Below are 24,702 nucleotides of genomic sequence, written 5' to 3' on the forward strand. Positions count from 1 at the left end.
TTTTGCAAAAAAATAAAAAAAATGAGAGATACTATCTTATCTGTTGTTATTGTAATAAATATTTTATGTGGTGTGTTAGTTTATTTCATGCCAGATATGGGAAATTACATTTTACTAACAGTAGCTACAGCAGTTACTCTGTTAGCAATATATGATGCTTTTATTCAAAAAAAGCATTCATTAATGAGAGCTTTTCCAGTAATTGCTCGTTTACGTTGGGTATTTGAAGAAGAAAGAGAAAAAATTCAACAGTATTTTATTGAAGACGATTTAAACGGAAAGCCTATTAATCGTGAAAAAAGAAGTATTGTTTACCAGCGTTCAAAAAGAGAAATTGAAACAGTACCTTTTGGTACCCAACATAATGTATATGCAAAGGGGTATGAGTTTGTAAAACATTCACTATTTCCTAAAGACCATCATCATATTAAAGGAGAAAGAGTACTTATTGGTTCAGATAAGTGTACACAAAAATATGACTCTTCTATAATCAATATTTCTGCAATGTCTTTTGGTTCGTTGAGTAAAAATGCAATTATGGCATTAAACCAAGGTGCTAAAATGGGTGGTTTTGCACATAATACAGGTGAAGGAGGAGTTTCTCCTTATCATTTACAAGGAGGAGATTTAATTTTTCAGGTAGGTACAGGGTATTTTGGAGCAGGGAAAAGTGTAAATGGTAAACGTGTTTTTGATGCTGAGGTTTTTAAGAAAAATGCTGTTAGAGAAGAGGTAAAGATGGTTGAAATAAAGCTTTCACAAGGAGCTAAACCAGGTCATGGTGGAATTCTTCCAGCAAAAAAGAACACAAAAGAAATTGCTGAAATTCGTTCTGTAGAGCCTTTTACACGAGTAGATTCACCACCGGCACATGATGCTTTTTCTAACTTTGATGAAATGGTTGCGTTTATTCAGCAAGTAAGAGAGTTATCAGGAGGGAAACCTATTGGAATTAAGTTTTGTGTTGGAGACAATGATGAAATTGAAGCGATGATTAAAGCTTTTGCTGATGCTAATAATTATCCTGATTATATAGCTGTTGATGGAGGAGAAGGAGGGACAGGTTCAGCACCTTTAGAGTTTTCAAACTACATTGGTACACCGTTATTAGAAGGACTATCTTTTGTAAATAAGATGTTGAAAAAATACGGACTAAAAGACCAAATAAAAATTATTGCAAGTGGTAAAGCTATTGATGCTTTTGATGTGATTAAATATCTAGCATTAGGAGCCGATGCAATTGGTATGGCTCGTAGCTTTATGTTAAGTTTAGGTTGTATTCAGGCACGTGAATGTAATTTAGATACTTGTCCTGTGGGTGTAGCAACACAAGAGAAGGACTTAGTAAAGGCTTTGGTAGTTAAGTATAAGAATATGCGTGTAAAGAATTACCATAATAAGACAATTAGTGCCATTAAAGAAATGGTTGCAGCTATGGGAAAAGATTCAATTGAAGATGTAGAGGCAAAACACATTTTTAGAAGAAAAAGAACAGGAGAAATAACTTCGTTAGATAAAGTTTACTACACTAAAGAAAAGGTTTTAGTTAGTTAAATAAAGAAAACTAGTTAAAATTGGATACTAGAGTAAAAATAAATTCAAAAACATATCAATTACAGCGTTACCCCAATACTTCCGATAAAAGTTTACGAGCTTGGAGTAACGCTGAACTCTTAGTGTTAGATTATATAACCGATAAGTATATAGAGGGTTTACACCTTTTTAATGACCGTTTTGGAGTGTGGAATTGCGCTTTACAGCATAAAAAAGTTACGACTGTTTGGACGTATGCTAGTCAGCAAAAAGCAATTCGTCAAAATTTAAAACTGAATAACATTTCTACGGAAGTCGATTTTAAAACTCCTTTAGACAACTTAGAGAGTGTTGATTTAGCATTGATTAAAATTCCAAAGTCATTAGAGTTGTTTGAGTTGTTTTTACAACAAATACATAAAGCTTCACATGAAAATACTGAAGTAGTTTGTGGGTTTATGACTAAATATTTTTCAGTTTCTTTTATAAAAGTTGCTGAACAATATTTTGAAGAGGTTACTCAGTCAAAAGCATGGAAAAAAGCACGTTTGTTGATTTTAAAAGTACCTAAAAAAGAAGTCAAGCAGAAGGATCTAATTAATACCATCCAGTGGAAAAGCAAAGTCTTACAGCAATATTACGGTGTGTTTTCTTCTGGAAGCATAGATATAGGAACGCAATTTTTCTTAGAAAATTTAGAAGTTAAAACAGAGGAGTTAAAAGTATTAGATGTAGCTTCTGGAAATGGAATTATAGCTTATGAAGTTGCTAATCAAAGTCCACAAACAGCAGTAACTTTAGTAGATGATTTTAACTTAGCTATTGAATCATCTAAAATTAACTTAGAAGGAAAAAAAGCAGAATTTTTATGTGATGATACTTTAGAGGGGGTAAAACAAAATTCTTTTGATTTAGTAGTATCGAACCCTCCTTTTCATTTTGAATATGAGAATAATATTGAAGTGGCACTAAACCTTTTTAAAGGAGTAGAAAATTGTTTGAAAAATAATGGAAGATTTTTGTTAGTTGCTAATTCACATTTGAATTATAGTACGCACTTAACAAAGCTTTTTACTTCGGTGAGTGTGTTAGAACAAAATAAAAAGTTTCAAATAATAGAATGTATAAAAAAACGCTAAGAATTTTCTTAGCGTTTCTTGTTTGATTTGTAAACTTTAATACTACCAATAATATGATAAACCGAACATTAAATCAGTTGAGTTTATATTAAAGTTGAAAGAACTCCAAGTTCTTTTTGATGGACTCCCGGACTTTTGTGTAGCATTATTGTATCCTAAAGTTCCTATGTTAGCCTCTAAAGCTAAATTTTTGTTTAAGAAATAAGTTATTCCTGGTCGAACACCAATAAAATACTCGTTTGTATGCCCTCCATTAGAATTTAAAACGTCATTTTTTTCATATTCTGAATAGCTATACCTAAATTCTCCTTGTAACGAAATAGTCAATTTCTTTCCAACAGGAAAATATTTTTTGATGTAAGGGAAAACTCTAAAATGATTAGTTGTGTTTACTTGATTATTTGTTGTGTTTCCTGACTCGCTTTCCGTGTATCCATACCCTAAGCCCAACCCTAGAATTAAGTTGTCGTTGAAAGTATAACCTATCTTAGGGGAGAAGTTAAAATTAAAATACTTAGAAGTATTAGGTGAATCTTCAAATTCGGAATTGGTGTGTCCTAAAGAAACATTCCCACCAACATACCACGTATCTTTTTCAATAGTTAATTTTTCATTTTCTTTTTTTTCTTGCCCATAAGCAAATGACAATGCAAGTAGCATTGTACTTAATAATAATTTCTTCATAATTAAATTTTCTTTTATAGCAATCAAAAGTACTTGTCTTAGATTAATAAAAGGTTAGCTTAATGAAAAATCATAGGAAAATTCCTCTTCAATAATTTGTTCTGTACAATTTTTTAAATCATTTACAAATTCATCAATTTGAGTTTTTGTTACGTTAGGCATACAAATAACATGAGAAATGTTCCCTTCAGTAGCTAACTGCCATTTATCTTTAATACTTTGTGGAGTTTTTGGTAATACAACAGTAATTGCATTAGGGTTTCTCCAAGCATTTACTCCAATTTTTTGTAATTCAGCTTCGCAGTATTCAGCTACAGCTAAACTATGCTGATAACGCTGTTGTAAACCTTCGACACCTAATTGCTTTAAAGCATACCACAAGAATAAAGGAGAATGTCCGTTACGAGAGCCTGTAATAGTAGTGTCAAAAGAGCCGATGTACGAAATACCTTTAGCAATTCTATCTCTATTTGATCTTTTAGCCATTAATACACCAGTTGGGATTGGTGAACCAATAAATTTATGTCCACTAATAGATATACTGTCTGCACCATCCATAAAGTCAAAAGGAAGGCGAGGTTGCATGAATGGTCCAAAAGAGCCAGCTAAAGCAGCATCACAATGAATATAATGATCTTGAATTGCTAGGTTGTGTAAAATTCCTTTAATTTTACCTATGTCGTCTTTAGCTTCTTTCATAGTAGTACCAAAAGTAGCTAATACTATTACAGGTTTATGACGATTCATACGAACAGTGTTTTCAAAATCCTCATAATCCATCTCACCATTTTCTTGCGATTTAATTACAATACTTGGAATATTTAATAAATGGATATTCTTACGTACACTATAATGAGTAGATTCAGAATAGTATACCATAGCTTTAGGAAATAATTCACGAGCAATGTATAAACCATACAGGTTACTCTCTGAACCACCGTTGGTAACATACCCCCAAAAATCTTTCGGATTTGCTCTAAATAGTTTTGCAAAAAATGCAATAACCTCACGTTCCATTTCATGAGTTCGTACACGATAAGTGCCTTGTTCGAAAGGATCACCAAGGTTGTTAATTGGATATTGAAAAAATTTATTTAATTCTGAATAATCGAAATCTTTTGATACAGGATATCCTAAAAAAGTATCGCGAGCAGAAGCTAGTTCTTCTTGTAATTTATCTAGTTTTTGTTGATTTTCTAATGATAATTTCCCTTCGTTAACCATAGTATTAAAATTTAAGCGGGCAAATGTAAACTAAGGAATGTTATTTATCAGGTATTAGTTTGGTGTTTAGATTATTTTTCTAATTTATTTTTTTTAGTAGATAAATAATCTGGTTAGGGTTCTTTTTTAAGTGTAAAAGGAGATATATTTTAAGAGTAATATTAAAGAAAATAAAAAGCCCATCTAATTTAGATGAGCTTTTAAACTTTATAATTTAAATTTGATTAGACCTTATTCTGCGGCTTTATCAACCACAACACGATTCTCACGATTCGCAACTTCCCAAGCTGTATGGAAAACCAAACGAGTTCTGTTCTCTAACATTTCATAATTGATTTTGTCAGGAGTGTCAGTTGGTCTGTGATAATCGGCATGTGTCCCATTAAAATAAAAAATAATAGGAATGTTGTGCTTAGCAAAATTATAGTGGTCAGAACGATAATAAAAACGATTAGGGTCGTTATCATCGTTATATTTATAATCTAAATCGATGTTAGTATATTTTTTATTCATCGCTTCAGAAATGTTATGTAATTCAGTACTTAACTTATCAGAACCGATTAAGTATACATAATTTGGATTTCCTTTATGGCGGTCATCAACTCTACCAATCATATCAATGTTCAAGTTGGTAACAGTATTAGCCAATGGGAAAATTGGATTTTCAGTATAATATTTAGATCCTAATAAACCTTTTTCTTCAGCTGTAACGTGTAAAAATAAAATAGAACGTTTAGGGCCTTTACCAGCATCGGCAGCTTGTTTAAAAGCTTCAGCAATTTCTAAAATAGCTACAGTTCCTGATCCATCATCATCGGCACCATTGTATATTTCTCCATTTTTAACTCCCTCGTGATCTAAGTGAGCTGAAATAACTACTATTTCATTTGGTTTTTCCGTTCCTTTGATAAAAGCAACAACATTTTCAGAATCTTTTAAAGTCATTCCTCTACGGTTGTTACTTAAGTATTCAGAAGGTACTTCTTGAAAGTAATCATCACCACCTAAAGGAGAAACTATTCCTTGACTAACATAAAAATCTTTTAAATACTTTACCGCTTTTTTTTGTCCAGGCTCCCCCGTGTTTCTTCCTTCAAATTCATCTGAAGCATAGATAAATAGATGTTTTCCTAAATCTTTTGCAGTAATAGTTTTGGCATATTTAGCTGCAAAATCAGTAGTATCATTATCAGTACTAGCTGTTTCTTTGCTAGAACCACATGCTACCAATGCAATTGCACTAGCCATAAAAAGTAATTTTTTCATCAATAGTTAAGGTTTGTTTAGTTCGATTAGTTTCAAAAGTAAGAAAATGTTACAATTGCTCAAATTTAATTTTTCTTGATAACGAATTGTTCTAATGTTTTGTTAAAACTTATTAATTCTTTTGGAAAAAGTTTTTCAAAAGCATTTTTACTAATTAAGTCTTGTGAAGTACCTGTATATAGTTGTTTTTCAGAAAGAAGTATGAATTCATCTGCAAGTTGAATGGCTAAATTCACTTCGTGGGTAGATATAATGATAGTTTTTCTTGTATTCTTTACGAGTTTTTTTAATAAAGAAAACACTTTGAATGTATGATGTATATCTAAATGAGCAGTAGGTTCATCTAAAATAATGATTTCAGTATCTTGAGCCAAAGCTCTAGCAATAAGTACTCGTTGTAGCTGACCATCGCTCAATTCATAAAATCGTTTATCTTTTAAATGGGAGATTTCTGTCTGTTCAATTGCCCAGAGAATTTTTTTTAGATGTTCTTGAGTTAGTTTGTCAATCCAGTTGGTGTAGGGTTGACGTCCTAAAGCAACGAGTTCAAAAACAGTTAGCTGGCTTAGGGGTAAACGTTCGGTTAATACTAAGCTTAGGGTAGTAGATAATTCTTGACTGGTGTAGGTTGAAAGTTCTTTTTGATTGATTTTTATAATTCCGTTCAAAGGTTTTTGAACCTTAGAAATGGTACGGAGTAAGGTTGATTTTCCAATTCCATTTTTACCTAACAAAGCAACAAATTTTCCTTTTTCGATAGCTAAATCAATAGCTGAAGCAATAACTGTTTCTTGCTTTTTTGATTTGTATCCTATTGAAAGATTTTCTGTTTGTAAGACGATATGTTTTTGTTGTTGCTTGATGTTTGCTAGTTTAACTGTTTATAATCTTAGTTTTACACATATATTTTCTTCTTCCTAATTAATAGCCATATAACTACAGGTGCTCCAAATAATGATGTTATTGCGTTAATAGGTAAAGTGAATTCGCTTGTGGGTAACTGCGCTATACTGTCACAAATTAACAGAATAATAGCTCCAATTAAAGCAACAGCAGGTAATAAAATTTTGTGGTTTGATGTAGAAAAAATCATTTTAGCAATATGGGGAACAGCTAGTCCAACAAAAGCAATAGGACCTGAAAATGCTGTAATTACACCTGTAAGAATACTTGTGATTAGTAAAATGATATTTCTACTTTTTTTAATATTAATTCCTAAGCTTTTTGCATAGTTTTCGCCTAGTAAAAAGCTGTTTAGAGGTTTTATGACAGAGAATGTTCCAAGAATTCCTACGAGATAAATAATTCCAAAAACAGAAAGTTCAGTCCAAGTTAGATTACCCAAACTTCCAAAGCTCCAAAATAAATATTGTTGTATTTGTTCAGCTTCACTAAAAAAAGCTAATACGCTAATAACGGCTGATGTTAACGAGCCAAACATTAATCCAATAATTAAAATAGACATCGTATTACGAACTCTATTTGCAGCTATAATAACTGCTGATAATACTAAGAAAGATCCTGCACTTGCAGCAATGGCCAATGCCCAGTTAGAGTAAATAGCTACAAGAAAAAATCCTCCAAAAACACTAGAACCTAAAATGAGTAATGCTACACCAAGGCTTGCACCAGAAGATATTCCTAATACAAAAGGGCCTGCAAGTGGATTTCTGAATAATGTTTGCATTAATAAACCACTTATAGCTAATCCTGACCCAACTAGCATTGCTGTAATTGCTTTTGGCAAGCGGTAATTAATGATAATGGTTTCCCAACTATCTTTTACAACAGGGTTACCAAATAAGGAGTTGAAAATTTCTTTTAAAGGAATAGATACTGAACCTAAACTAATGTTTAGTAGTAGAAAAATAATCAGTAAAACTGATAAAAGTAAAAAGTGAACTGTGTATGTTTTTGATAAATTCAATTAGCTAATTGATTTTAAAAAAGCGACTAATTGTTGAATAGCTAATCCTCTATGACTTATTTTGTTTTTTTCTTCTGAAGTCATTTCTGCAAATGATTTATTGTATCCTTCAGGCTGAAAAATGGGATCATATCCAAAACCTTGTTCACCTTGCTTAGATGTTAAAATGGTTCCTTTACAAACTCCATCAAATAAAAATTGTTTTCCATCTAAATTTAAACAAATAGAAGTTCTAAATTGAGCATTTCTATCAGTTTTATTGTTCAACGCTGTTAATAGTTTTTGCATGTTGTTTTCTGCATTAGCAGGTTCACCAGCATAGCGAGCAGAATATACTCCTGGTTCTCCATTTAAAGTTTCTACCTCTAAACCTGTATCGTCGGCAAAACAATTATATCCAAACTTTTCAGTAATATAATTTGCTTTAATTTTGGCGTTTCCTTCTAAAGTAGTTGCGGTTTCTTCAATATCATCAAAGCAATCGATGTCCTTCAAAGAAAGTAACTCAATAGAGTTAGGTAACATTTTTTGTACTTCAGCAAGTTTGTTTAGATTGTTAGTAGCAAAAACTAGTTTCATGTGTTGAAAATTAACAAAAGCAAATGTATTCAATTTTTATCATCTTTGCTGGTGTTTTTATTTTTATAAAAAAGGCCTTCGTCTTGAAAGTCTTGTAAATAAAGAGGTGTTGTGTGAAGGTAGGGTTAAGGGTTATTAAGTGCCCTAAAAAGGGTTCAAGGCCTCTTTTATTCAAATAACAAAGAAACCGATATAACTTTTAAAAAGAAAAATTAAAAGGTTTATCGTAAAATTTTCTCAATTTTACGACCTTTAGCTAATTCATCTACAAGCTTGTCTAAATAACGAACTTGCTTCGTTAACGGAGTTTCGATTTCTTCTATTCGATAACCACAAATAACTCCTGTAATTAAATGAGCATTTAGATTTAAGTCGGCTTCTTTGAAGAAGGATTCAAAAGTTACTTTTTGATCAATTAATTTGTTTAATTTTTGATTGTTAAAACCAGTAAGCCATTCAATTACTTGGTGTAACTCCTCTTTTGTTCTTCCTTTTTTCTCAACTTTAGTAACATAATGAGGGTAAACAGAAGCAAAAGTCATGCTCGCTATTCTTTCGTCGTGTTTGGGTGTTGTTTTCATGACTTAGGTTAATGTGAAACGATTTTGAGTCCTACAATCGAAGTAATTAATGTTGTGATAAAAAATAATCGCCAAAATGTAGCGGGTTCTTTAAAAACTAAAATTCCAATTAGTACTGTTCCTACAGCACCAATTCCTGTCCAAACTGCATAGGCAGTTCCAATAGGTAGCTCTTGGGTTGCTTTTATGAGAAGCAACATACTGATAGATAAACAGATTAAAAAGCCAATATACCAATATGTGGCTTCTATTCCAGTAGTTTCTTTAGCTTTTCCAAGACAAGCTGCAAAAGCTACTTCAAATAAACCAGCTATAATTAACAAAATCCAATTCATTTGTAATTGCTTTTTAGATACTAAAATACAATAACTTTATTCAATTACAAGCTAAGGTGTGCTATCTTTTCACTTGTTTTATTTTGAAGTTAAAATATTACTGCTATTGAGCTGAGTTAAAGGTTTTACAAATCTTCTTTAATAATTATTCCTCCCCACTCGTTAGAATATACATATTTGTTGTTTTCAAGATTGGTACAATAGTTCTCAAAGAAAACCTTAAAAGAAGGTGCTATATACTCTCTTACACTATCGTCGTGCCACATTCTTATTATCTGTCCTTTAGTTCCATTTTCTGTAGGATCCATATCTATACATAGATGATTTCCAGAACCATCATAAGTAATTGGAATCCATTTAGGGTTCCACCAAAAGTCTTTAATTTCTTCATCGGGTTCAGCTTCACTATCTTCAAAATCTCCACCCTCATATAAATCATACCAAATTTTCCATTCATCAATTATTCTATTAGAAGAAAGTAGCTCTTCAGCATCTATTAAGCCTTCGGCATTTCTGTTTTGACCGTTGTGTATACTTAAAAAGGCTATAAAGTCTTCAGGTAGTTCTGTTTGTATGGTTTGTTGTAATTGTTTTATTTCTTCTGGTTGAATTGCAGGCTGAAGCTCTTCAGATAAATGAGGAGCATTAGAAGAAACCCAATTTTTAAAACGGTTCCATAAATTTTCTATTTCAATTTTTTGATTTTTCATTGTAATTATTTTTTGTAATGTAATATTAATGCTTACTAGACTTCTTGTAAAAAAATAGATAGAGCTTTTCACAGAACTATTTAAATTTTTAAGCTAAAGTACTATGTGTGGAAAATGCTTAAGGAAGTTTTTTCGCTAATTTTTCGTTAAAAAAGAGTAGAGAAGACTAAAATTGTACTCCTAACTTAAAGTTCAACACTCTTCCTGTCATATAGTTAGGAATACCGTATTGGTTTTTACTGTAAGCATCACGTACCCATGTATTGGTGTTGGAGTTACGGATGTCGAAAATGTTAAATAATTCTAAACCAGCGGTAAGTTCTTTAAAGTTACGTAAGAATCCAGTTTTATGTTGTTTGTTAGCATCAGCAAAAACATAAGAAATTCCTACATCGGCACGTTTATAATCGTTCAAACGATTTTGAAATTGATATACATCAGCGTAAGCAGGAGCACCGCCAGGTAACCCAGTGTTATAAACAAGGTTTAGATAAGCTTTTAAGTCAGGTAAGTTAGGCACATAATCTTGAAATAATACACCAAATTTTAAACGTTGATCAGTTGGTCGAGCAATATAACCTCTATTGTTAATATTTTCTTCGGTTTTTAAATAACCAAAGCTAACCCAACTGTCGTTACCAGGTACAAACTCTCCGTTTAAACGAACATCTAAACCATAAGCATAGGCATTAGTAACATTGTCTGCGCGATAACGAATACGGACATTATCAACAGAGTAAGCATTTACATCTGATAAATCTTTGTAATAAAGTTCAGTAACTAACTTAAAAGGGCGTTCCCATACGTTAAAACTATATTCATTCCCAGCAACTATGTGAATTGACTTTTGCGCTTTTACTTTGGGGTGTACTTGTCCGTCATAATCACGTAATTCTTTATAAAATGGAGGTTGTGAATACCATCCGCCAGATATTCTAAATAGCATATCGCTCTCCCAATCAGGTTTAATAGCAAATTGTACTCTAGGACTAAAGGTTGTTTGAGAAAAATTATTAGTAAAAGCTGTTTTTATAGACCAATAATGAGAACGAACTCCAATATTCATCCAAACTTGGTGGTCATTCCACATTGCTTTTCTACTGAATTGTAAGAAACTAGTAATACGGTTAATGTCTGTTTCATTTTCTGCTCTCACATTTCTGTAAGGCTCAATAGGACCTGTAAAAGGTTCGTATGGTTGATTATTTCCGGTGTGGTGTGGTGGACGAACAGAAAAGCCTAATGAATCTATTACTTCCCATTCACGAATACGGTCTTTAATATTTTCTTTTTGGTATTTAATACCAGCTTTCCATTCATTATTACCATCTTTTAAAGTAGCTTTTAGTTGAATATTGCTGATTAAAGCATCCAAGTCGTTACGAGCATGATTAATTTGCGAACCAATTCCTTGAGAAAATTCAACTTCACCAAAATTTTCAGAACCAATATTACTATTTACTTCACCTATGGCGTAAGCGGCAGCAATATCAAAATATTCTTCTTCTTGTGTATTAAAAGAAGAAATAGTACCAGTAAGTTTTAGATTGTCGTTAACTTGATAGTCAGCAGAGAGCGCTCCAAATAAGGTTTGAAAACGATCTTTTTCTTGCCCTTGATAAAAAACGATTAATTCTAGTGGATTTGTTAAGGTTCCAAATCGGGTTTTACGAGTTAGTGGTTTGTAATTATAGTTGTTAAGAGAGAAATTTCCTAAGAAATTTAATGTAAGTTTTCTGGTTGCTTGGTAGCTTAAAAATGATTGGACATCTGTAAATTGAGGTCTAAAGTTAACCTCGGTTTGTTTACTATTTACAAATAAGCTATTATCACGGTAACGAACACCAACAATTGCACTTAGTTTATTATTAGCAAAAGTATTTTCAATAGTAAAACTTCCTCCTAACAAACTCAAATCTAATTGTATGCCAAAGTTAGTTGGTTTTCGATAGGTAATGTCTAGTACAGAAGATAGTTTGTCTCCATATTTTGCTTGAAATCCACCTGCAGAGAAATTGATATTCTGAATCATATGCGGATTGGTAAAACTTAAGCCTTCTTGTTGACCAGAGCGGATTAAAAATGGACGATACACTTCAATTCCGTTAACATATACTAGGTTTTCATCAAAATTACCACCCCGAACATTGTATTGAGTGCTTAATTCGTTGTTGTTACTAACTCCAGGGAGCGTCATTAATATATTTTCAACACCAGCATTAGCACCAAGTATGTTTTTTACTTTTTTAGTTTTTATTTTGGTAATTCCTTGGGCTTCTTTTTGTTGGCTTTTAACGATAACTTCTTCTAATTTTTCACTCTTAATTTGTAAAGTAGGAGAGAAGTTAAAGTTTCTTTTTCCTCTAGAAGTGAATTTTTTCACCAAAGTTTTATAAGAAACATGTGTGAATGTAACAGTAACAGTTTTACGGATGGGAATTGTAAATTGATACATTCCATTAGCATCGGTAGTAGTTCCTTTAGATAAATAGGAAATCGCAACTCCTTCAATTGGTGTATTGAATTTATTGGTAATGATTCCTTTTACTGTAGCTGTTTTTTGTGCAAAAACGAGTGAAGGGAACAGTAATAAAAGAATAAATTTTTTCAAGCTTGTTTAGTTTACTTTCTGAAAAATGTTGCTGAAACTGTTTCAGTATTACCCACATTATCAGAGACTACAAGTTTAAAAATATGTTTACTACCAACCAACTTTTTATCATTAAAATCGTATGTAAGTATTCTTTTTTTATGGTTATACTCCATTAAAATCCATTCACCATCAATAGTAGCGCGGTAATTTTTTATTCCCGTTTCTTTATCCCCAATTTTAACTTTCAGTGTTTTATTTTTAGAAATCCACTGATTGTTACTAAAATTGTATAGCTGAATAGTTGGTTTTCCTGTGTCAAAACGTAAAGCATAACTACCTAAGAGTTTAGTGGTAGTATATACTTTGTCAATTTTTTTTCTTGTAGATGTGTATCTTGGATATTTAGGGTTTGTAACATTAGCGATATATACATGTTGTTTTTGATCTTCTGTTAAAAAAGAAGTCTCAAAAGTTAGTGTATAACGTTTGTCTAAAGGAATTGTAGGGTCGTGAATTTTTGCAGTACCATTTTCAACTTTAAAATCAATGAAACAATCTTTATAAAAAGTGTTTTTAGGAAAAGCAGCTGTTACATTTTTTTGATGAAATTTATTAAAGTTAGTTGCTATAATTTTATAGTTAGTAGTATCTTTTCCCTTAAATACTAAATTGCTTGCAGTTCCTCTAACTGGTATCCTTACTTTAGAAGTGTTATGTTTGAAGTCTTTGGCTATAATCTCAATATTGTAATTAGCTCCGTTTTCAATATATATTTTTCCGTTGTTTATTAAATCTTCATATAAGCTAAGTCTATTTGCGTTTACCTTGTGTGTTCTTTGTACTCTATCTCTATATTTTTTATAATGCTTATAGTCAATTAATAAGTTAATATATTTACTCTCTGCGAAAGAAAAGGTTTCAACATCATGATAATACACACGTTTACCATTTACTTTCATTTCTAAACTATAAATTCCATTTTTATTTAAAGCACCATTTAATCGGTCAAACACGCTAATACCAAAACCAATAGTGCCACTGGCAGTAATTTTTTCGGCAACATAATTACCTTCACCATTATTTTTAAATGAAATAACAGATTTTAATGCCGAATTATTAATTCTAGCATCATCACTTAATGGATAGGCTACTAATTTTTGAACAGTAGGAGTTTTATCGTCTTCAGCTGTTAAACCAAAATGCATTGGGTTAATAATATATTCTGTTTTAGTATCTCGAATTTCATAATGTAAGTGCGGACCTCCAGAACTACCAGTATCACCAGTATAACCAATAAGTTGCCCTTTTTTTACAGGGAATTTATCTGATTTAAGAAAAAGGTTTCCTGTACTATATTTTTCTTTTTTGTACTGAATACTTTTTACATACTGTTGAATGCTTGGTTCAAAACGTTTTAAATGTGCATATACAGTTGTATAACCGTTAGGGTGCGTTATATATAAAGCCTTTCCAAAACCATATTGCTGCACTTTTATACGAGAAACATATCCATTAGCAGGAGCGTAAATAGGAATACCTTCTTTACCTTGAGTTTTAATATCTATTCCAGAATGAAAGTGGTTACTTCGTAATTCTCCAAAAGTACCAGACAATACAATAGGAATTTTTAAAGGGTTTGAAAAATAGTTTCGCGGATACTTATTTTGAGCTTGTCCGCTAATAAAAAAGATAAATAGAATAAGAGAAAAATAAAATTTCAAAATGCAACAGTTTTAAAGCAAAACTAATAAAATTCTATTAAAGCTGTTAAAGATTTAAAATCAGTAATTTAGTAAAAAACACTAAAAGAGTTGCTAATTATAAGTTATATTAATAACTTTGTAAATATAGTTTTATTCTCTAAAATAAATGAGTAACCCTTTAAAAGCAGTTCATTTACTGGAAGATAGATTGAAGGACTTACTTTCGAACTACGAGTTTTTGAAAGAAGAAAATAGAGTTTTACTTCAAAATAACGGAGAGTTACAAGTTTTATTACAGGAAAAAGAGAGGCAATTAGAAGAACAGCAAAAACAATTTAATTTGCTGAAAGTTGCAAAAACTATTGAGGGCAGTAACGAAAGTACAAGAGAAACAAAACTCAAAATAAATACTTTAATTCGAGAGATTGATAAGTGCATCACCCTTTTGAATACATAATATAAGTTTTTTTGCATGGCAAAAATAAAAGTTAATGTGGTAATTGCTGGGAGAACATATCCATTAAGTGTAAATAGTACAGATGAAGAAGAAGGATTACGAAAAGCAGCAAAAAGTATTAACGAATTAATAGCCAAGTTTGAACAAAATTATGCGGTAGCAGATAAGCAAGATGTTTTAGCAATGAGTGCTTTACAGTTTGCATCAAAAGCAGAAATAGTATCGTTAAAAAATACTAAAGAAAAAGCCGAAGTATTGCAAAAGATAAATGAATTGACTAACTTGCTAGAAGATCATTTATTATAACGTTCTTTAAAATATATTATTTAATATACTGCCTACATTAGTACATTGTTTGTTAAACTCAACGTTATTCAATTATAAAGGATGAGTCGTGATTAGTAAAGCAAGCCGATTTTACCTCGGATCCTTGATCAATCAGTTAATCCTAAACTTGTTATTTTGGAGTTTTTAAAACCCTATTAATGTGGGCTTTTTTTATACAATCAAATCAAAATTATGGAGGGAATATTATTTCCTGTTTTAGCAGGAATTATAGGTGTAGCAGTAGGTTTTTTTATTGCTAAAATGTTAGAAAAATCTAATGCAAATAAATTAATACAAGAAACAAAAAAAGAGGCTAATAGCATTCTTAAAGAAGCTAAAGTAGAGGCTGAAGCAATAAAAAAAGATAAAATATTACAAGCCAAAGAGAAGTTTATAGAATTAAAATCAGAGCATGAAAAAGTAATTTTATCTAGAGAAAAGAAAGTTTCTGATGTAGAAAAAAGAATTAGAGATAAAGAGAGTCAAGTATCATCAGAACTAGATAAGAACAGAAAACTTAATAAACAATTAGAAAAAAAAGAAGCTGATTTTGATTATAAATTAGAGTTCTTAGAAAAAAAAGAATCTGAGCTAGAAAAAATGCACAAGCGTCATGTAGACATGCTTGAGCAAATTTCAGGTTTATCTGCAGATGAAGCTAAGACAGAATTAGTTGCATCATTAAAAGATGAGGCAAAATCTGATGCAATGTCTTTCATACAAGATACCATTGAAGAAGCTAAAATGACAGCGCAACAAGAAGCTCGTAAGGTGGTTTTAAACACTATACAAAGAGTAGGAGTAGAGCAAGCTGTAGAAAATTGTGTGTCGGTATTTAATTTAGAATCAGATGACGTTAAAGGTAGAATTATTGGTAGAGAAGGACGTAATATTCGAGCTTTAGAATCTGCAACTGGAGTTGAGATTATTGTAGATGATACGCCAGAGGCAATTATTTTATCGTGTTTCGATCCTGTTCGTCGTGAAATTGCTCGTTTATCAATGCATAAATTAGTTACAGACGGAAGAATTCACCCAGCAAGAATTGAAGAGATCGTAAAGAAAACCGAAAAACAAATCACTCAGGAGATTATTGAAGTTGGTAAACGTACTGTTATTGATTTAGGAATTCATGGTTTACACCCCGAATTGATTAAAACTGTAGGACGTATGAAGTATCGTTCTTCTTATGGTCAAAATTTATTACAACACTCACGTGAAGTAGCAAATCTTTGTGGTATTATGGCAGCTGAAATGGGATTAAATGCTAAAGCAGCTAAACGTGCAGGTTTATTACACGATATAGGTAAAGTACCTGAAACAGAAAGCGAATTACCACACGCATTATTAGGGATGCAATGGGCTGAAAAGTACGGAGAGAAGCCAGATGTATGTAATGCAATTGGAGCTCACCACGATGAAATTGAGATGAAGAGTTTAATAGCTCCTATTGTTCAAGTTTGTGATGCAATTTCAGGAGCAAGACCTGGTGCACGTCGTCAAGTATTAGATTCTTATATTCAACGTTTAAAAGATTTAGAAGATATTGCTTTTGGATTTAACGGAGTTCAAAAAGCTTATGCAATTCAAGCGGGGCGTGAATTAAGAGTTATGGTAGAAAGTGCTAAAGTTAACGATACTAAAGCTGCTGAATTATCATTTAATATTTCTCAAAAAATTCAGAATGATATGACGTATCCAGGACAGGTTAAAGTTACTGTAATTAGAGAAACAAGAGCAGTAAATGTAGCGAAGTAATTATTAAATTATAAAATATAAAAATCCCTCATCAATTTTGATGAGGGATTTTTGTTTAATCATGGTTTCTTCTTGATTTACCTCTTTGTTCAGGCTTTCCTTTTCTATATTTATTGTTGTCGTTTTTGTAAATTTTATGTTTACGTCTTTTTATAACTTTACTACGCTTGCCAATTTTTGCATTAGGTAATGCTCTGTAGTAATAAAAGTTTTTATCTTCTCTAAACTGACGATAGTTTCTTCTAAAGTCTTTTCTGTAAAAATATACATCGTCATAATCAAAAATATCTCCTATGTTTATGTCGATATTTACATCAACTCCATCATCGTAATAATAATGATCATTTCCATAATAGTGATGTCCTCCTGATTTTACATGTCCTCTAAACCTTGGCTTTCCCCATCTATCATATTGAATATGTAGATTTCCAACCTTAAATAAGTTTCCGAATTTGTATCTCATAAATACACTACCAATTCTTTTTACATTTCCCCTGGCATCGTAATTTATATATACGTTTCCAACACTTCTAACACGTCCTCTTCTATCTCGTTTTATACGTACACCATAGTCAGAATATCTATCGTAGTGAGTGTTAAAATCGAAATCTCCATTTAAAAACACATGAAATTGGATTCCTCTTTCTACAAAGGTAACCGCTTCATTATAACGGTATGTAACCCCAATTTTGCTAGTTGATTTTTCAATGTTGTCGGCATTTACAGTTGTTAATGACATCATTGCTAATAATAAAAGTATCCCTGTTCTCATAATTGCTAATTTTAGGGTTATGCTTACTCTATATGCTTTTCGGCTTCCGCAGTTGTTATGTAATTTTCCAAAGAACGTGCCAAAAAATATTTTAAAGCTTTTTAAAAGTAATAATATAAAGTGATTTTTTACTTTAAACTACTGATATTTAGTGTCTTTTTTAGGATTTAAAAAATAATTTATTTCTCCCCGTAAAAAGTTCTATATTTATACGACTTACTTGAAAACTTATACTTACGAATGATAGCAGCTATTGATAAAAATTTACAAAGAGGGATTAAATTATTAGAAGCAATTAGTGATGAACAATATAGTGATACATCTATTCCGCCTTATTATTCGAGCATAGGGGCCAATATGAGACATATTTTAGACGTTTTTAACTGCATTTTTAATGGGCTAAGTAAAAACTGTGTTGATTTTTCTGATAGAGAACGTAATCATTTAGCAGAGCAAAAAACAGCTTCAGGAATAGCATATTTTAATGAAGTTATAGAGCAATTATATTGTTTGAAGACAGAAGATTTTGATAAAATTATTTCTGTTACTGACGATTTAGGAACAGGGAAAGTAACAGCAAATTATACTTTAAGCAGTGCTTTAATCCAGGCACATAGTCATGCAATACATCACTTTGCTAGTATAGGTTTTATTATAAATCAATTAGGAATAGAGTTACCTGATGCAGATTTTGGGTATAATCCTACAACACCTAAGAAAATATTAATAAAGTAGTAATTAATAATTAATAATTTATCGGTTAATATACACCCAACCTTTTTTCATAACGTTTAACTTATTGGGTGAGTTACCTAGTTCTAAATAATAAAAATACGTAGCAGTAGGAAGTTTGCTTTCTTTGTTTAGTGTAGCTCTACCGTTAGAGGTTCCATCCCAATTATTCTTGTAATTTAAAGTTTCATAAACTAGGTTTCCCCAACGATTATAAATTGTTAATTTATTATGTGTATAGTTATTAACTTCATCAAAGACCAAGAAGTCATTAAGACTATCTCCATTTGGAGATATTAGAATGTTATTGTTATTACTTATTTCATTATTTAACAAAGAACCAATAGTTATTACTTCGTAATTATTAGGTGTAAATGCCGCCGATGTAATTGTTCCTTCAGACAAGTCTCCGGTAACTTGCATTACATTTAAGTTTACCCATTGATTTTCTGCTTTGCTCCAGCCAACAACTATTAATTGAGAAATTTGATTAGCTATTGATGTAATATCACTACGGTTATTCCATGTTAATGTAATTTGAGTTTCATTATTTCCATCTAAATCCCAAAACTCAATATTACTTACGTTTTCGATAATAGCTTGTTTTTGATCTGTTAAAAAAACTGAAGTAAATGTTGAAGGAAAATTTGGGTTTTCGTAAAAATAAGCTCCTTTGAACACATAATATTTATCATGGTTTGGCAAACTCATAGGACGCAACATACTTCCATCTCCAATTGGGAATGTAAAATTTGTAGTATTTTTATTTCCTTGTTCTACTAAGGCATAACCATTAATATGTCTAGAGTTATCTTCCCCGGCATAAAAATCATAGTCTAAAAATTGAAGAGAAATAGAGTTGTCAAATCTAGGTGTGACAATTTGCCCGTTTATAAAGTCTAATTGATTACGAATTTTTAAAGAGTTGTAAAGTTCTATATTTTGTAAAGCATCAACTTCTACATTAAAAAAACTAACACTATTAGTACCGGAAATCGTTCTTACTTCATTATCAGCATAGAAACCAGCAAAACCTGTGTAATTATCTAATGTACCATTATTTACTACATTAGTATGAAAACCTATTTTGGCGTCGTTATGTAATTGCACATTTCCAACATTGTAAAATGCATTTTGAGCAAGTAATGAACTAGAAAATAATATGAAAAATAGATTTTTCATTTAAACTATTTATATGCTGTGTATAATACAACAAGGTTTTCGGAGCTAGCATTATTAGTTCTATTTACATTAATAGTAAAACCATTTGTATTAAAAGAGGTCATGGAAGCTGTAATTTTACCGAGATCATTACCATTTTGATCACTATATCTTAAACCTATACAGTTTGAAGAAGATGCAAACCTTGAAATATCATTTATAGAATTACCACTACCTCCAATATAAATAACTTGTTGTGTTATTGTTCCAGAGTCATTTCTAGCAAAACCGTTCATTGTACCAAAAGAATTAGCAATGCTTCTGTTGTTATCACCTATATTATTGTCTAGATCTAAGTTAAAAGATTCAACATTTGCGTGAGCTACAAAAGTTATTTGAGAAGGTTGAAAAGGTAGTGTATTTATAGTAACATTTCCGTTTGTATTAATTATAAAAGCACCAGTATATACAGTTGGTCCTAAATATACACCACCATTGGCTCCAGTAGAAATTTGATTATTACTTTCAGAGGCAATCAATTTTTTCTTTTCAACAACACCGTTTGTATTGGTTGTTAGTATATCATTATTTGTAGTAACAGTAGATATATCTCTAATACGTACTTTACCATTTACATCTAAACGTTCAGAAGGGATAGTGGTATTTATACCAACATTTTGATTAGATTGAAGAATTCTAACTGCTTCAGTATTGTTTGTTCTTAAAGATAAATCTTGAGCATCAGTAGTTCCAATAAAATTATTTGTAGGATTTGTGGCTGAGTTACCAGTAACTTTCCAATTATTGTTAATATTATTTAGAATATTACTAATACTTACCCATCTAGTTCCATCACTCTGTACCTTTAATGTAGTATTATTGTTTATCGTAGATGTATCTGTGTTTGATTCGTTTCTGTAAGTAGAAGAATTAATGTTTCCACCAGATACATTTTTAATTATGTAGATTCTTCCTTTACAGGTATTTGCTGTAGGAAAGTTAATTGTAACGTTAGCTGTAACAACTACTGTATGATGGTCTTCATTAAGTGTAGTGTTAGAGTTAATTTGTTCAATAGATTTAGAGACAGATCCCTCAATTTGTAAAGTCGAATTAGCTATTAATTTAGGGTTTGTAACACCTCCGTTTGAAGGTGCATTTATATTGTCTGTTACAGAATATTGATTCTGATTAATATTAATACCAAAACGTGTTTTAGCATTCTCAGTAGCATTAGATCCTTGAACTCTAAAAAACTCTTTATAGAACTCTCCATTTCTATAGTCAAACCTTTTGAAAACAATAGGTTCGTTTCCATCATCGGCAATAACAAACTCTAAACGACCGTCATTAGTAGGACCAGCGGAACCTATTTCAAAAAAATCAGTACCTCCAGAACTACCTTTTAACCTAAAACTTCCATTAGAAGTTGTATAAAACATAGGTTTATAAAAGCTAGCACCGTCAGCTCTAAATTGTAATGCAGATACACCATCAGAACCATTTAAATATACTAACGATTGGTTTGGGTTGTTATAATCAGTTCTAGTTGGTTCGTTTAAGCCTAATGTTTGTCTTCTACCAAACTCTAGCATAGAAACGTTATTAGAACGGATTTGCATTTTAACATCATCAATCGTTCCTAAAAAATTTGTATTCGTAGTTCCAGTATTACCTGTAATTAGCCAGTTATTCAAAGCAGGATTATCTATCCAATCTACACCGGTGCCTGTAGAGGTTAATATTTGACCAGAAGTTCCAGCAGAATTATTAATATCTAATAAGCTACTGTTAAATTCAGTAGGACTTTGTAAAATAATATTACTTGGGGCTGTTAACTGCATTGTTGAAGAAGCAGATAGTTGCATAGGGCCTCCTGTGGTACTTATTTGGGTACTGTTAATACCATTTATTTGTATAGTGTTACTAAATAGTTGTAGATAGTTTAAGTTTTGTAAAGTTAAACCAAAGCTATTGGTGCCGTTTAAAGTACGGTTTGAAGTTAAATCACCGTTGGCAGTATAGATATTTTGAGAAGCAATAGTAGAGCTAATTAACTTCCAACCGTCTACAGTGTCATATATTTTTATTTGACTATTGGTTGTATCGAACCAAACATCATTTTCAACAGGGTTGGTTGGTGCGGTTGTAGAAGTAGTAACGTTATTATTATTTACTTTTTGAATAGTTCCTTTATTATCTATAACCCTAACTTCTTGTGCATTGGCACTAAAAGAAGATAGTGCCAATGCAAAAGCTAGTATAAATCTTTTTATATGTTTAATGTTTTCAAGCATTAAGGTAAATTAAGATTTAATTATTTAGACCAATGAACTTCGATAATATCTTCGGTAGTTATTGACCAATCATATGGAGCTGTATTGGTAGGAGCTAATGAAACAGAGGCAGGGTCTGTAGCAGTTGCCCCAGCTATAATACTATAATCTCTATTAGCAATCAGTTTTGCACCATTTCTATATACACTAACATTTTTAAACTCTAATGTTTGAGGAGCGTTTGTAAGTACTAAAGTTAAGGTAGCAGGATTAGCTGTAGCAACAACTGCAGGTGTAGTAGTACTATCAAAAATATCATGACCACTTTGGATTAAATCACTTAACAGTAATTTTTTTACTTGACCAGTAGCTTGATCTCTTACTAAAAGAGTGTAACCAGTAGTAGAAATACCATCAGCTTGTCCTGCATCAGCAGTTGCAGCAGCACCGTTTTCAACAACTGTATTATTTAGGTTAAAATTAATACCATCAATAGTAAAGTTATGATCTGTAGTACCATCATTTAAAGTGATTGTAGTATCACTATTTAAAGTTCCTCCCAATTGAATAGTGGTGGTAGTGGTATTGTTAGTAGTATTAGTTAATGTAGTAATACCATTTTGAGTTTGGATGTATTTAATAGTACCTTTATTGTCTATAACTCTTATAGTTTTATTTACTCCAGTTTGAATGTCTTTATTTGCAGGAGCAATATCTACACCAGTGATTTGCGCACTAACAGTACCAATAGCCAATAAACTTAAGACAGCTAATGTTAATTTAAATTTGTTTGTAATTGTTTTCATGAATTGATAATTAAATTGTTTTTAAGATTTTTAATTAAGGATTGTTATTAATAAAGTTGAACTATTCGTATTTCATCACCTGCATAGCATGTTGCTTCAGGTTCTATGGTAATTGTTGTGGCATTATCAACAGTAAAGTCTATTCTAACTCCGTTTCTGTATACATTAATTTTATCAGTTGTATATAATGTAAGCCCCGTAAAAGTTACCTGACCATCAGTTGCTATAATTTTTATAACTTCTTCATTTAGTAGGTTAGAAGCAGCGGTTCTTTTTAAAACGCCAGTAGTTCTGTCTACTGTAACGATATCATCAGTAGTAGTGCTTCCATTTTCTAAACCACTAATAGCTAATGTATTTGTAGTACTAGTTTCAATAGTGGTAGGTTGAATTAATACACCACCTAATTGAATAGTATTACTAGCATTTATTAAAAGTCCGTTATTTGCAGATGGTGTTGTGTTAGATGTCACCCAAGTGGTACCATCATAAGCATAAATTATACCAGTGGTTGTATCTACATAAACATCTCCAGAACTTGGATTCGGGGCAGTACTATTATTAGGTGTTCCATTTCCTCTTCTAGGGTTGTTATCTATAGAAATCCAATTTGTTCCATCCCAAATACTGGTGGTATTATTTTGAGAGTCGTTAATCCAAAAATCACCTATTTCATTATCAATAGGAGGTGTGGAAGAAGTAGTTACGTCAATACTTTCTCTAGTTCCTGAAGAACATAAACTTCTCCATGAGCTACCATCGTACATGAAAACACAATTCTGGTCAATGTTGAAAACTAAAGCACCTCGCAAAGGTTGAATAGCATTCATTTGAGTGCTGGTCATTCTACTTATAACTAAAACTTTGTCAGAACTCTCTAGTTCTAGGATAGAGCTTAAATGAATTGAAGAGGGATTATCTCCAACTTTTACTTGAGAAAAGGTTGGGATAATAGCACAAACAAGAATCAAAGAAAAAAGTAATCTTCTTTCCATTCAGTTAAATAATTAATTGTTCTTAAGACTCGGGGGGATTCTTAAAAAATACATGGACATGTATTCGCTTACAAAGGTAAGAAAGATTTTTTATTTAGAAAGACGTTTAATTTTTTTTGTATATTTTTTTAGTAAAAAAATTTCATAAAGAAAACTTATCGAATTTTTATATGGAGTATTGAAATTCTTATGGTTCGTAATGGCGATATTAAAAAGAGATTTCCAATGTACCCTTATAGCTTTTAAGGCTTTTAGATAGGTATAATTTTGTGAATCGTAAATATGAGTAGGTTCTGCTATAATTCCGTTGATTTCTAGTATTTTAAAATTGACACCCTTTTCTAGCTCCTCAAAAGTATTGTACTTTAAATCAATTCGTCCATAATACCAACCGGGAATTGATTTACTTAGTTTATCAAAAGTGTCAGTTAGTTTATCATTTATCAAATGATTACCATTAATAAACTGAGTTCCCTTAGAATGATTACCTATAGCAGTAAGTTTAATAACCTCATTTTTAACAGGTATTTCTGTAAGTTTATTTTGATGAATTTTAAAAAATAAATCGACGTATAATTTAGCTCTTTTATCAGCTAAAATTAATTCTTTTAAAGTAGAGGTCCCGTCTCCTGTAACGGATAAAAAATGTTTTAGAGTTAATGAAGAAATTTTTCCAGAATCATCCTTTGGGTTTCTATGATAAAATATCCCACACTCATTTTTATAATCTAAAAACTCTTGAATAATAATGTCAATGGAGTATTTTTCAAGATAGTTTTTTAGTGTTTCTTTTGTAGTTATTTTTTCAACTAATAAACCTCTAAAGCCAACATCGGGTTTTGCTATTAAAGGAAAATTAATTTTTTGTTCTTTGATATTTTTACAAACAGTTTTAAAATCAGTTTTTGGTTTAATTAAAACTGTTTTAGGTCTATGTTGTTCAGGAACTAATAAAATTGTTTCGTACTTACTTTCAGTTCCATTTCCAGAGCTTTTTATACATGGATTAGTTGCACTAAAAAAAGCTAAATGTTTGGCTTTGAAGGCTAGATAAAAAGCGTAAGGAAGATTAGGAAGATAAAACATAGCGGATGGCCAATGCTCCCAGTCTGTTATTTTTTTTATGGAACTATTTTTAATCAAA

23 protein-coding genes and 1 other RNA gene are annotated in these 24,702 nt (G+C 31.3%); 7 read left to right on the plus strand and 17 right to left on the minus strand.

The features are described from left to right. The first annotated feature begins 21 nt into the window (after positions 1-21). Entirely contained in the window at positions 22-1,554 is a 1,533-nt protein-coding gene (locus ABHQ57_RS11945; RefSeq protein ID WP_167714060.1) for an FMN-binding glutamate synthase family protein, read from the plus strand. Positions 1,555-1,574: 20 nt separating this feature from the next. Next, a complete protein-coding gene (locus ABHQ57_RS11950) occupies positions 1,575-2,672 on the plus strand; it encodes a methyltransferase (protein WP_167714059.1) in 1,098 nt (365 codons plus the stop codon). A 42-nt stretch (positions 2,673-2,714) separates the two neighbouring features. Here ABHQ57_RS11950 and ABHQ57_RS11955 read toward each other — a convergent pair whose 3' ends face one another. The 11 genes from ABHQ57_RS11955 to ABHQ57_RS12005 form a co-directional block, all read right to left on the minus strand. Continuing rightward, on the minus strand, positions 2,715-3,356 hold the full coding sequence (locus ABHQ57_RS11955; protein WP_167714058.1) for an outer membrane beta-barrel protein: 642 nt from the start codon (positions 3,354-3,356) through the stop codon (positions 2,715-2,717). Positions 3,357-3,410: 54 nt separating this feature from the next. After that, positions 3,411-4,580: a histidine decarboxylase gene (locus tag ABHQ57_RS11960; protein WP_099213805.1), complete on the minus strand. Its 1,170-nt coding sequence runs from the start codon at positions 4,578-4,580 to the stop codon at positions 3,411-3,413. 231 nt (positions 4,581-4,811) lie between these two features. Further along, positions 4,812-5,846, minus strand: coding sequence for a M28 family metallopeptidase (locus ABHQ57_RS11965; RefSeq protein WP_196781634.1), 1,035 nt, complete (start codon positions 5,844-5,846; stop codon positions 4,812-4,814). Positions 5,847-5,911: 65 nt separating this feature from the next. Next, complete coding sequence (locus ABHQ57_RS11970; protein WP_159490708.1) at positions 5,912-6,709, minus strand: ABC transporter ATP-binding protein; 798 nt, start codon at positions 6,707-6,709, stop codon at positions 5,912-5,914. Positions 6,710-6,741: 32 nt separating this feature from the next. Beyond that, positions 6,742-7,773 (minus strand): iron ABC transporter permease, encoded by a 1,032-nt coding sequence (locus tag ABHQ57_RS11975; RefSeq protein ID WP_047789612.1) that lies wholly within the window; start codon positions 7,771-7,773, stop codon positions 6,742-6,744. Then, positions 7,774-8,352 (minus strand): non-canonical purine NTP diphosphatase, encoded by a 579-nt coding sequence (locus ABHQ57_RS11980; protein ID WP_047789613.1) that lies wholly within the window; start codon positions 8,350-8,352, stop codon positions 7,774-7,776. Positions 8,353-8,573: 221 nt separating this feature from the next. Continuing rightward, positions 8,574-8,933 carry a DUF2200 domain-containing protein gene (locus tag ABHQ57_RS11985; protein WP_159490651.1) on the minus strand — a complete coding sequence of 120 codons (360 nt, stop codon included), beginning with the start codon at positions 8,931-8,933 and terminating at the stop codon, positions 8,574-8,576. 8 nt (positions 8,934-8,941) lie between these two features. Next, a complete protein-coding gene (locus ABHQ57_RS11990; protein ID WP_159490652.1) occupies positions 8,942-9,268 on the minus strand; it encodes a multidrug efflux SMR transporter in 327 nt (108 codons plus the stop codon). A 125-nt stretch (positions 9,269-9,393) separates the two neighbouring features. After that, positions 9,394-9,978: an SMI1/KNR4 family protein gene (locus ABHQ57_RS11995; RefSeq protein WP_159490654.1), complete on the minus strand. Its 585-nt coding sequence runs from the start codon at positions 9,976-9,978 to the stop codon at positions 9,394-9,396. Between the two features lie 166 nt (positions 9,979-10,144). Beyond that, positions 10,145-12,589, minus strand: a complete 2,445-nt coding sequence (locus tag ABHQ57_RS12000; RefSeq protein ID WP_167714057.1) for a carboxypeptidase-like regulatory domain-containing protein — start codon at positions 12,587-12,589, stop codon at positions 10,145-10,147. Positions 12,590-12,600: 11 nt separating this feature from the next. Then, positions 12,601-14,292 carry a M23 family metallopeptidase gene (locus ABHQ57_RS12005; protein ID WP_231128421.1) on the minus strand — a complete coding sequence of 564 codons (1,692 nt, stop codon included), beginning with the start codon at positions 14,290-14,292 and terminating at the stop codon, positions 12,601-12,603. Positions 14,293-14,440: 148 nt separating this feature from the next. Here ABHQ57_RS12005 and ABHQ57_RS12010 point away from each other — a divergent pair, with 148 nt between their 5' ends. From ABHQ57_RS12010 to rny, 4 genes are all read left to right on the plus strand, one after another. After that, positions 14,441-14,731, plus strand: a complete 291-nt coding sequence (locus tag ABHQ57_RS12010) for a hypothetical protein (protein WP_047789618.1) — start codon at positions 14,441-14,443, stop codon at positions 14,729-14,731. Between the two features lie 15 nt (positions 14,732-14,746). Next, a complete protein-coding gene (locus ABHQ57_RS12015; protein ID WP_047789619.1) occupies positions 14,747-15,037 on the plus strand; it encodes a cell division protein ZapA in 291 nt (96 codons plus the stop codon). Positions 15,038-15,093: 56 nt separating this feature from the next. After that, a non-coding RNA gene (gene ssrS / locus ABHQ57_RS12020) (6S RNA) lies at positions 15,094-15,202 on the plus strand. A 48-nt stretch (positions 15,203-15,250) separates the two neighbouring features. Beyond that, a complete protein-coding gene (gene rny / locus ABHQ57_RS12025; protein WP_047789620.1) occupies positions 15,251-16,816 on the plus strand; it encodes a ribonuclease Y in 1,566 nt (521 codons plus the stop codon). Positions 16,817-16,871: 55 nt separating this feature from the next. Here the strand turns inward: rny and ABHQ57_RS12030 are convergent, their stop codons facing one another. Continuing rightward, entirely contained in the window at positions 16,872-17,588 is a 717-nt protein-coding gene (locus ABHQ57_RS12030; protein ID WP_167714056.1) for a hypothetical protein, read from the minus strand. A gap of 240 nt (positions 17,589-17,828) precedes the next feature. Between ABHQ57_RS12030 and ABHQ57_RS12035 the strand changes: the two genes are divergently transcribed. Then, on the plus strand, positions 17,829-18,323 hold the full coding sequence (locus tag ABHQ57_RS12035) for a DinB family protein (RefSeq protein WP_167714055.1): 495 nt from the start codon (positions 17,829-17,831) through the stop codon (positions 18,321-18,323). Positions 18,324-18,341: 18 nt separating this feature from the next. Here ABHQ57_RS12035 and ABHQ57_RS12040 read toward each other — a convergent pair whose 3' ends face one another. The 5 genes from ABHQ57_RS12040 to ABHQ57_RS12060 form a co-directional block, all read right to left on the minus strand. Continuing rightward, positions 18,342-19,502 (minus strand): gliding motility-associated C-terminal domain-containing protein, encoded by a 1,161-nt coding sequence (locus ABHQ57_RS12040; protein ID WP_167714054.1) that lies wholly within the window; start codon positions 19,500-19,502, stop codon positions 18,342-18,344. A 5-nt stretch (positions 19,503-19,507) separates the two neighbouring features. Continuing rightward, positions 19,508-21,778 carry a hypothetical protein gene (locus tag ABHQ57_RS12045; protein ID WP_073183257.1) on the minus strand — a complete coding sequence of 757 codons (2,271 nt, stop codon included), beginning with the start codon at positions 21,776-21,778 and terminating at the stop codon, positions 19,508-19,510. Between the two features lie 20 nt (positions 21,779-21,798). Next, positions 21,799-22,563 carry a hypothetical protein gene (locus ABHQ57_RS12050; RefSeq protein ID WP_047789624.1) on the minus strand — a complete coding sequence of 255 codons (765 nt, stop codon included), beginning with the start codon at positions 22,561-22,563 and terminating at the stop codon, positions 21,799-21,801. A gap of 47 nt (positions 22,564-22,610) precedes the next feature. Continuing rightward, positions 22,611-23,558, minus strand: coding sequence for a hypothetical protein (locus ABHQ57_RS12055; RefSeq protein ID WP_073183252.1), 948 nt, complete (start codon positions 23,556-23,558; stop codon positions 22,611-22,613). Between the two features lie 90 nt (positions 23,559-23,648). Then, positions 23,649-24,701, minus strand: coding sequence for a hypothetical protein (locus tag ABHQ57_RS12060; RefSeq protein ID WP_159490664.1), 1,053 nt, complete (start codon positions 24,699-24,701; stop codon positions 23,649-23,651). Position 24,702: the final 1 nt, after the last annotated feature.

This window comes from Tenacibaculum sp. ZH5_bin.1 (assembly GCF_042865525.1).
In the GTDB taxonomy this organism is placed as follows: Bacteria; Bacteroidota; Bacteroidia; order Flavobacteriales; family Flavobacteriaceae; genus Polaribacter; species Polaribacter mesophilus.

What these genes read in the sequence shown, in the direction of transcription:
- ABHQ57_RS11945 (WP_167714060.1), top strand. Translation starts at nt 22, where the DNA reads ATGAGAGATACTATCTTATCTGTTGTTATTGTAATAAATATTTTATGT.
- ABHQ57_RS11955 (WP_167714058.1), bottom strand. Translation starts at nt 3,356, where the DNA reads ATGAAGAAATTATTATTAAGTACAATGCTACTTGCATTGTCATTTGCT.
- ABHQ57_RS11960 (WP_099213805.1), bottom strand. Translation starts at nt 4,580, where the DNA reads ATGGTTAACGAAGGGAAATTATCATTAGAAAATCAACAAAAACTAGAT.
- ABHQ57_RS11965 (WP_196781634.1), bottom strand. Translation starts at nt 5,846, where the DNA reads ATGAAAAAATTACTTTTTATGGCTAGTGCAATTGCATTGGTAGCATGT.
- ABHQ57_RS11980 (WP_047789613.1), bottom strand. Translation starts at nt 8,352, where the DNA reads ATGAAACTAGTTTTTGCTACTAACAATCTAAACAAACTTGCTGAAGTA.
- ABHQ57_RS11985 (WP_159490651.1), bottom strand. Translation starts at nt 8,933, where the DNA reads ATGAAAACAACACCCAAACACGACGAAAGAATAGCGAGCATGACTTTT.
- ABHQ57_RS11990 (WP_159490652.1), bottom strand. Translation starts at nt 9,268, where the DNA reads ATGAATTGGATTTTGTTAATTATAGCTGGTTTATTTGAAGTAGCTTTT.
- ABHQ57_RS11995 (WP_159490654.1), bottom strand. Translation starts at nt 9,978, where the DNA reads ATGAAAAATCAAAAAATTGAAATAGAAAATTTATGGAACCGTTTTAAA.
- ABHQ57_RS12010 (WP_047789618.1), top strand. Translation starts at nt 14,441, where the DNA reads ATGAGTAACCCTTTAAAAGCAGTTCATTTACTGGAAGATAGATTGAAG.
- ABHQ57_RS12015 (WP_047789619.1), top strand. Translation starts at nt 14,747, where the DNA reads ATGGCAAAAATAAAAGTTAATGTGGTAATTGCTGGGAGAACATATCCA.
- rny (WP_047789620.1), top strand. Translation starts at nt 15,251, where the DNA reads ATGGAGGGAATATTATTTCCTGTTTTAGCAGGAATTATAGGTGTAGCA.
- ABHQ57_RS12030 (WP_167714056.1), bottom strand. Translation starts at nt 17,588, where the DNA reads ATGAGAACAGGGATACTTTTATTATTAGCAATGATGTCATTAACAACT.
- ABHQ57_RS12035 (WP_167714055.1), top strand. Translation starts at nt 17,829, where the DNA reads ATGATAGCAGCTATTGATAAAAATTTACAAAGAGGGATTAAATTATTA.
- ABHQ57_RS12040 (WP_167714054.1), bottom strand. Translation starts at nt 19,502, where the DNA reads ATGAAAAATCTATTTTTCATATTATTTTCTAGTTCATTACTTGCTCAA.
- ABHQ57_RS12045 (WP_073183257.1), bottom strand. Translation starts at nt 21,778, where the DNA reads ATGCTTGAAAACATTAAACATATAAAAAGATTTATACTAGCTTTTGCA.
- ABHQ57_RS12050 (WP_047789624.1), bottom strand. Translation starts at nt 22,563, where the DNA reads ATGAAAACAATTACAAACAAATTTAAATTAACATTAGCTGTCTTAAGT.
- ABHQ57_RS12055 (WP_073183252.1), bottom strand. Translation starts at nt 23,558, where the DNA reads ATGGAAAGAAGATTACTTTTTTCTTTGATTCTTGTTTGTGCTATTATC.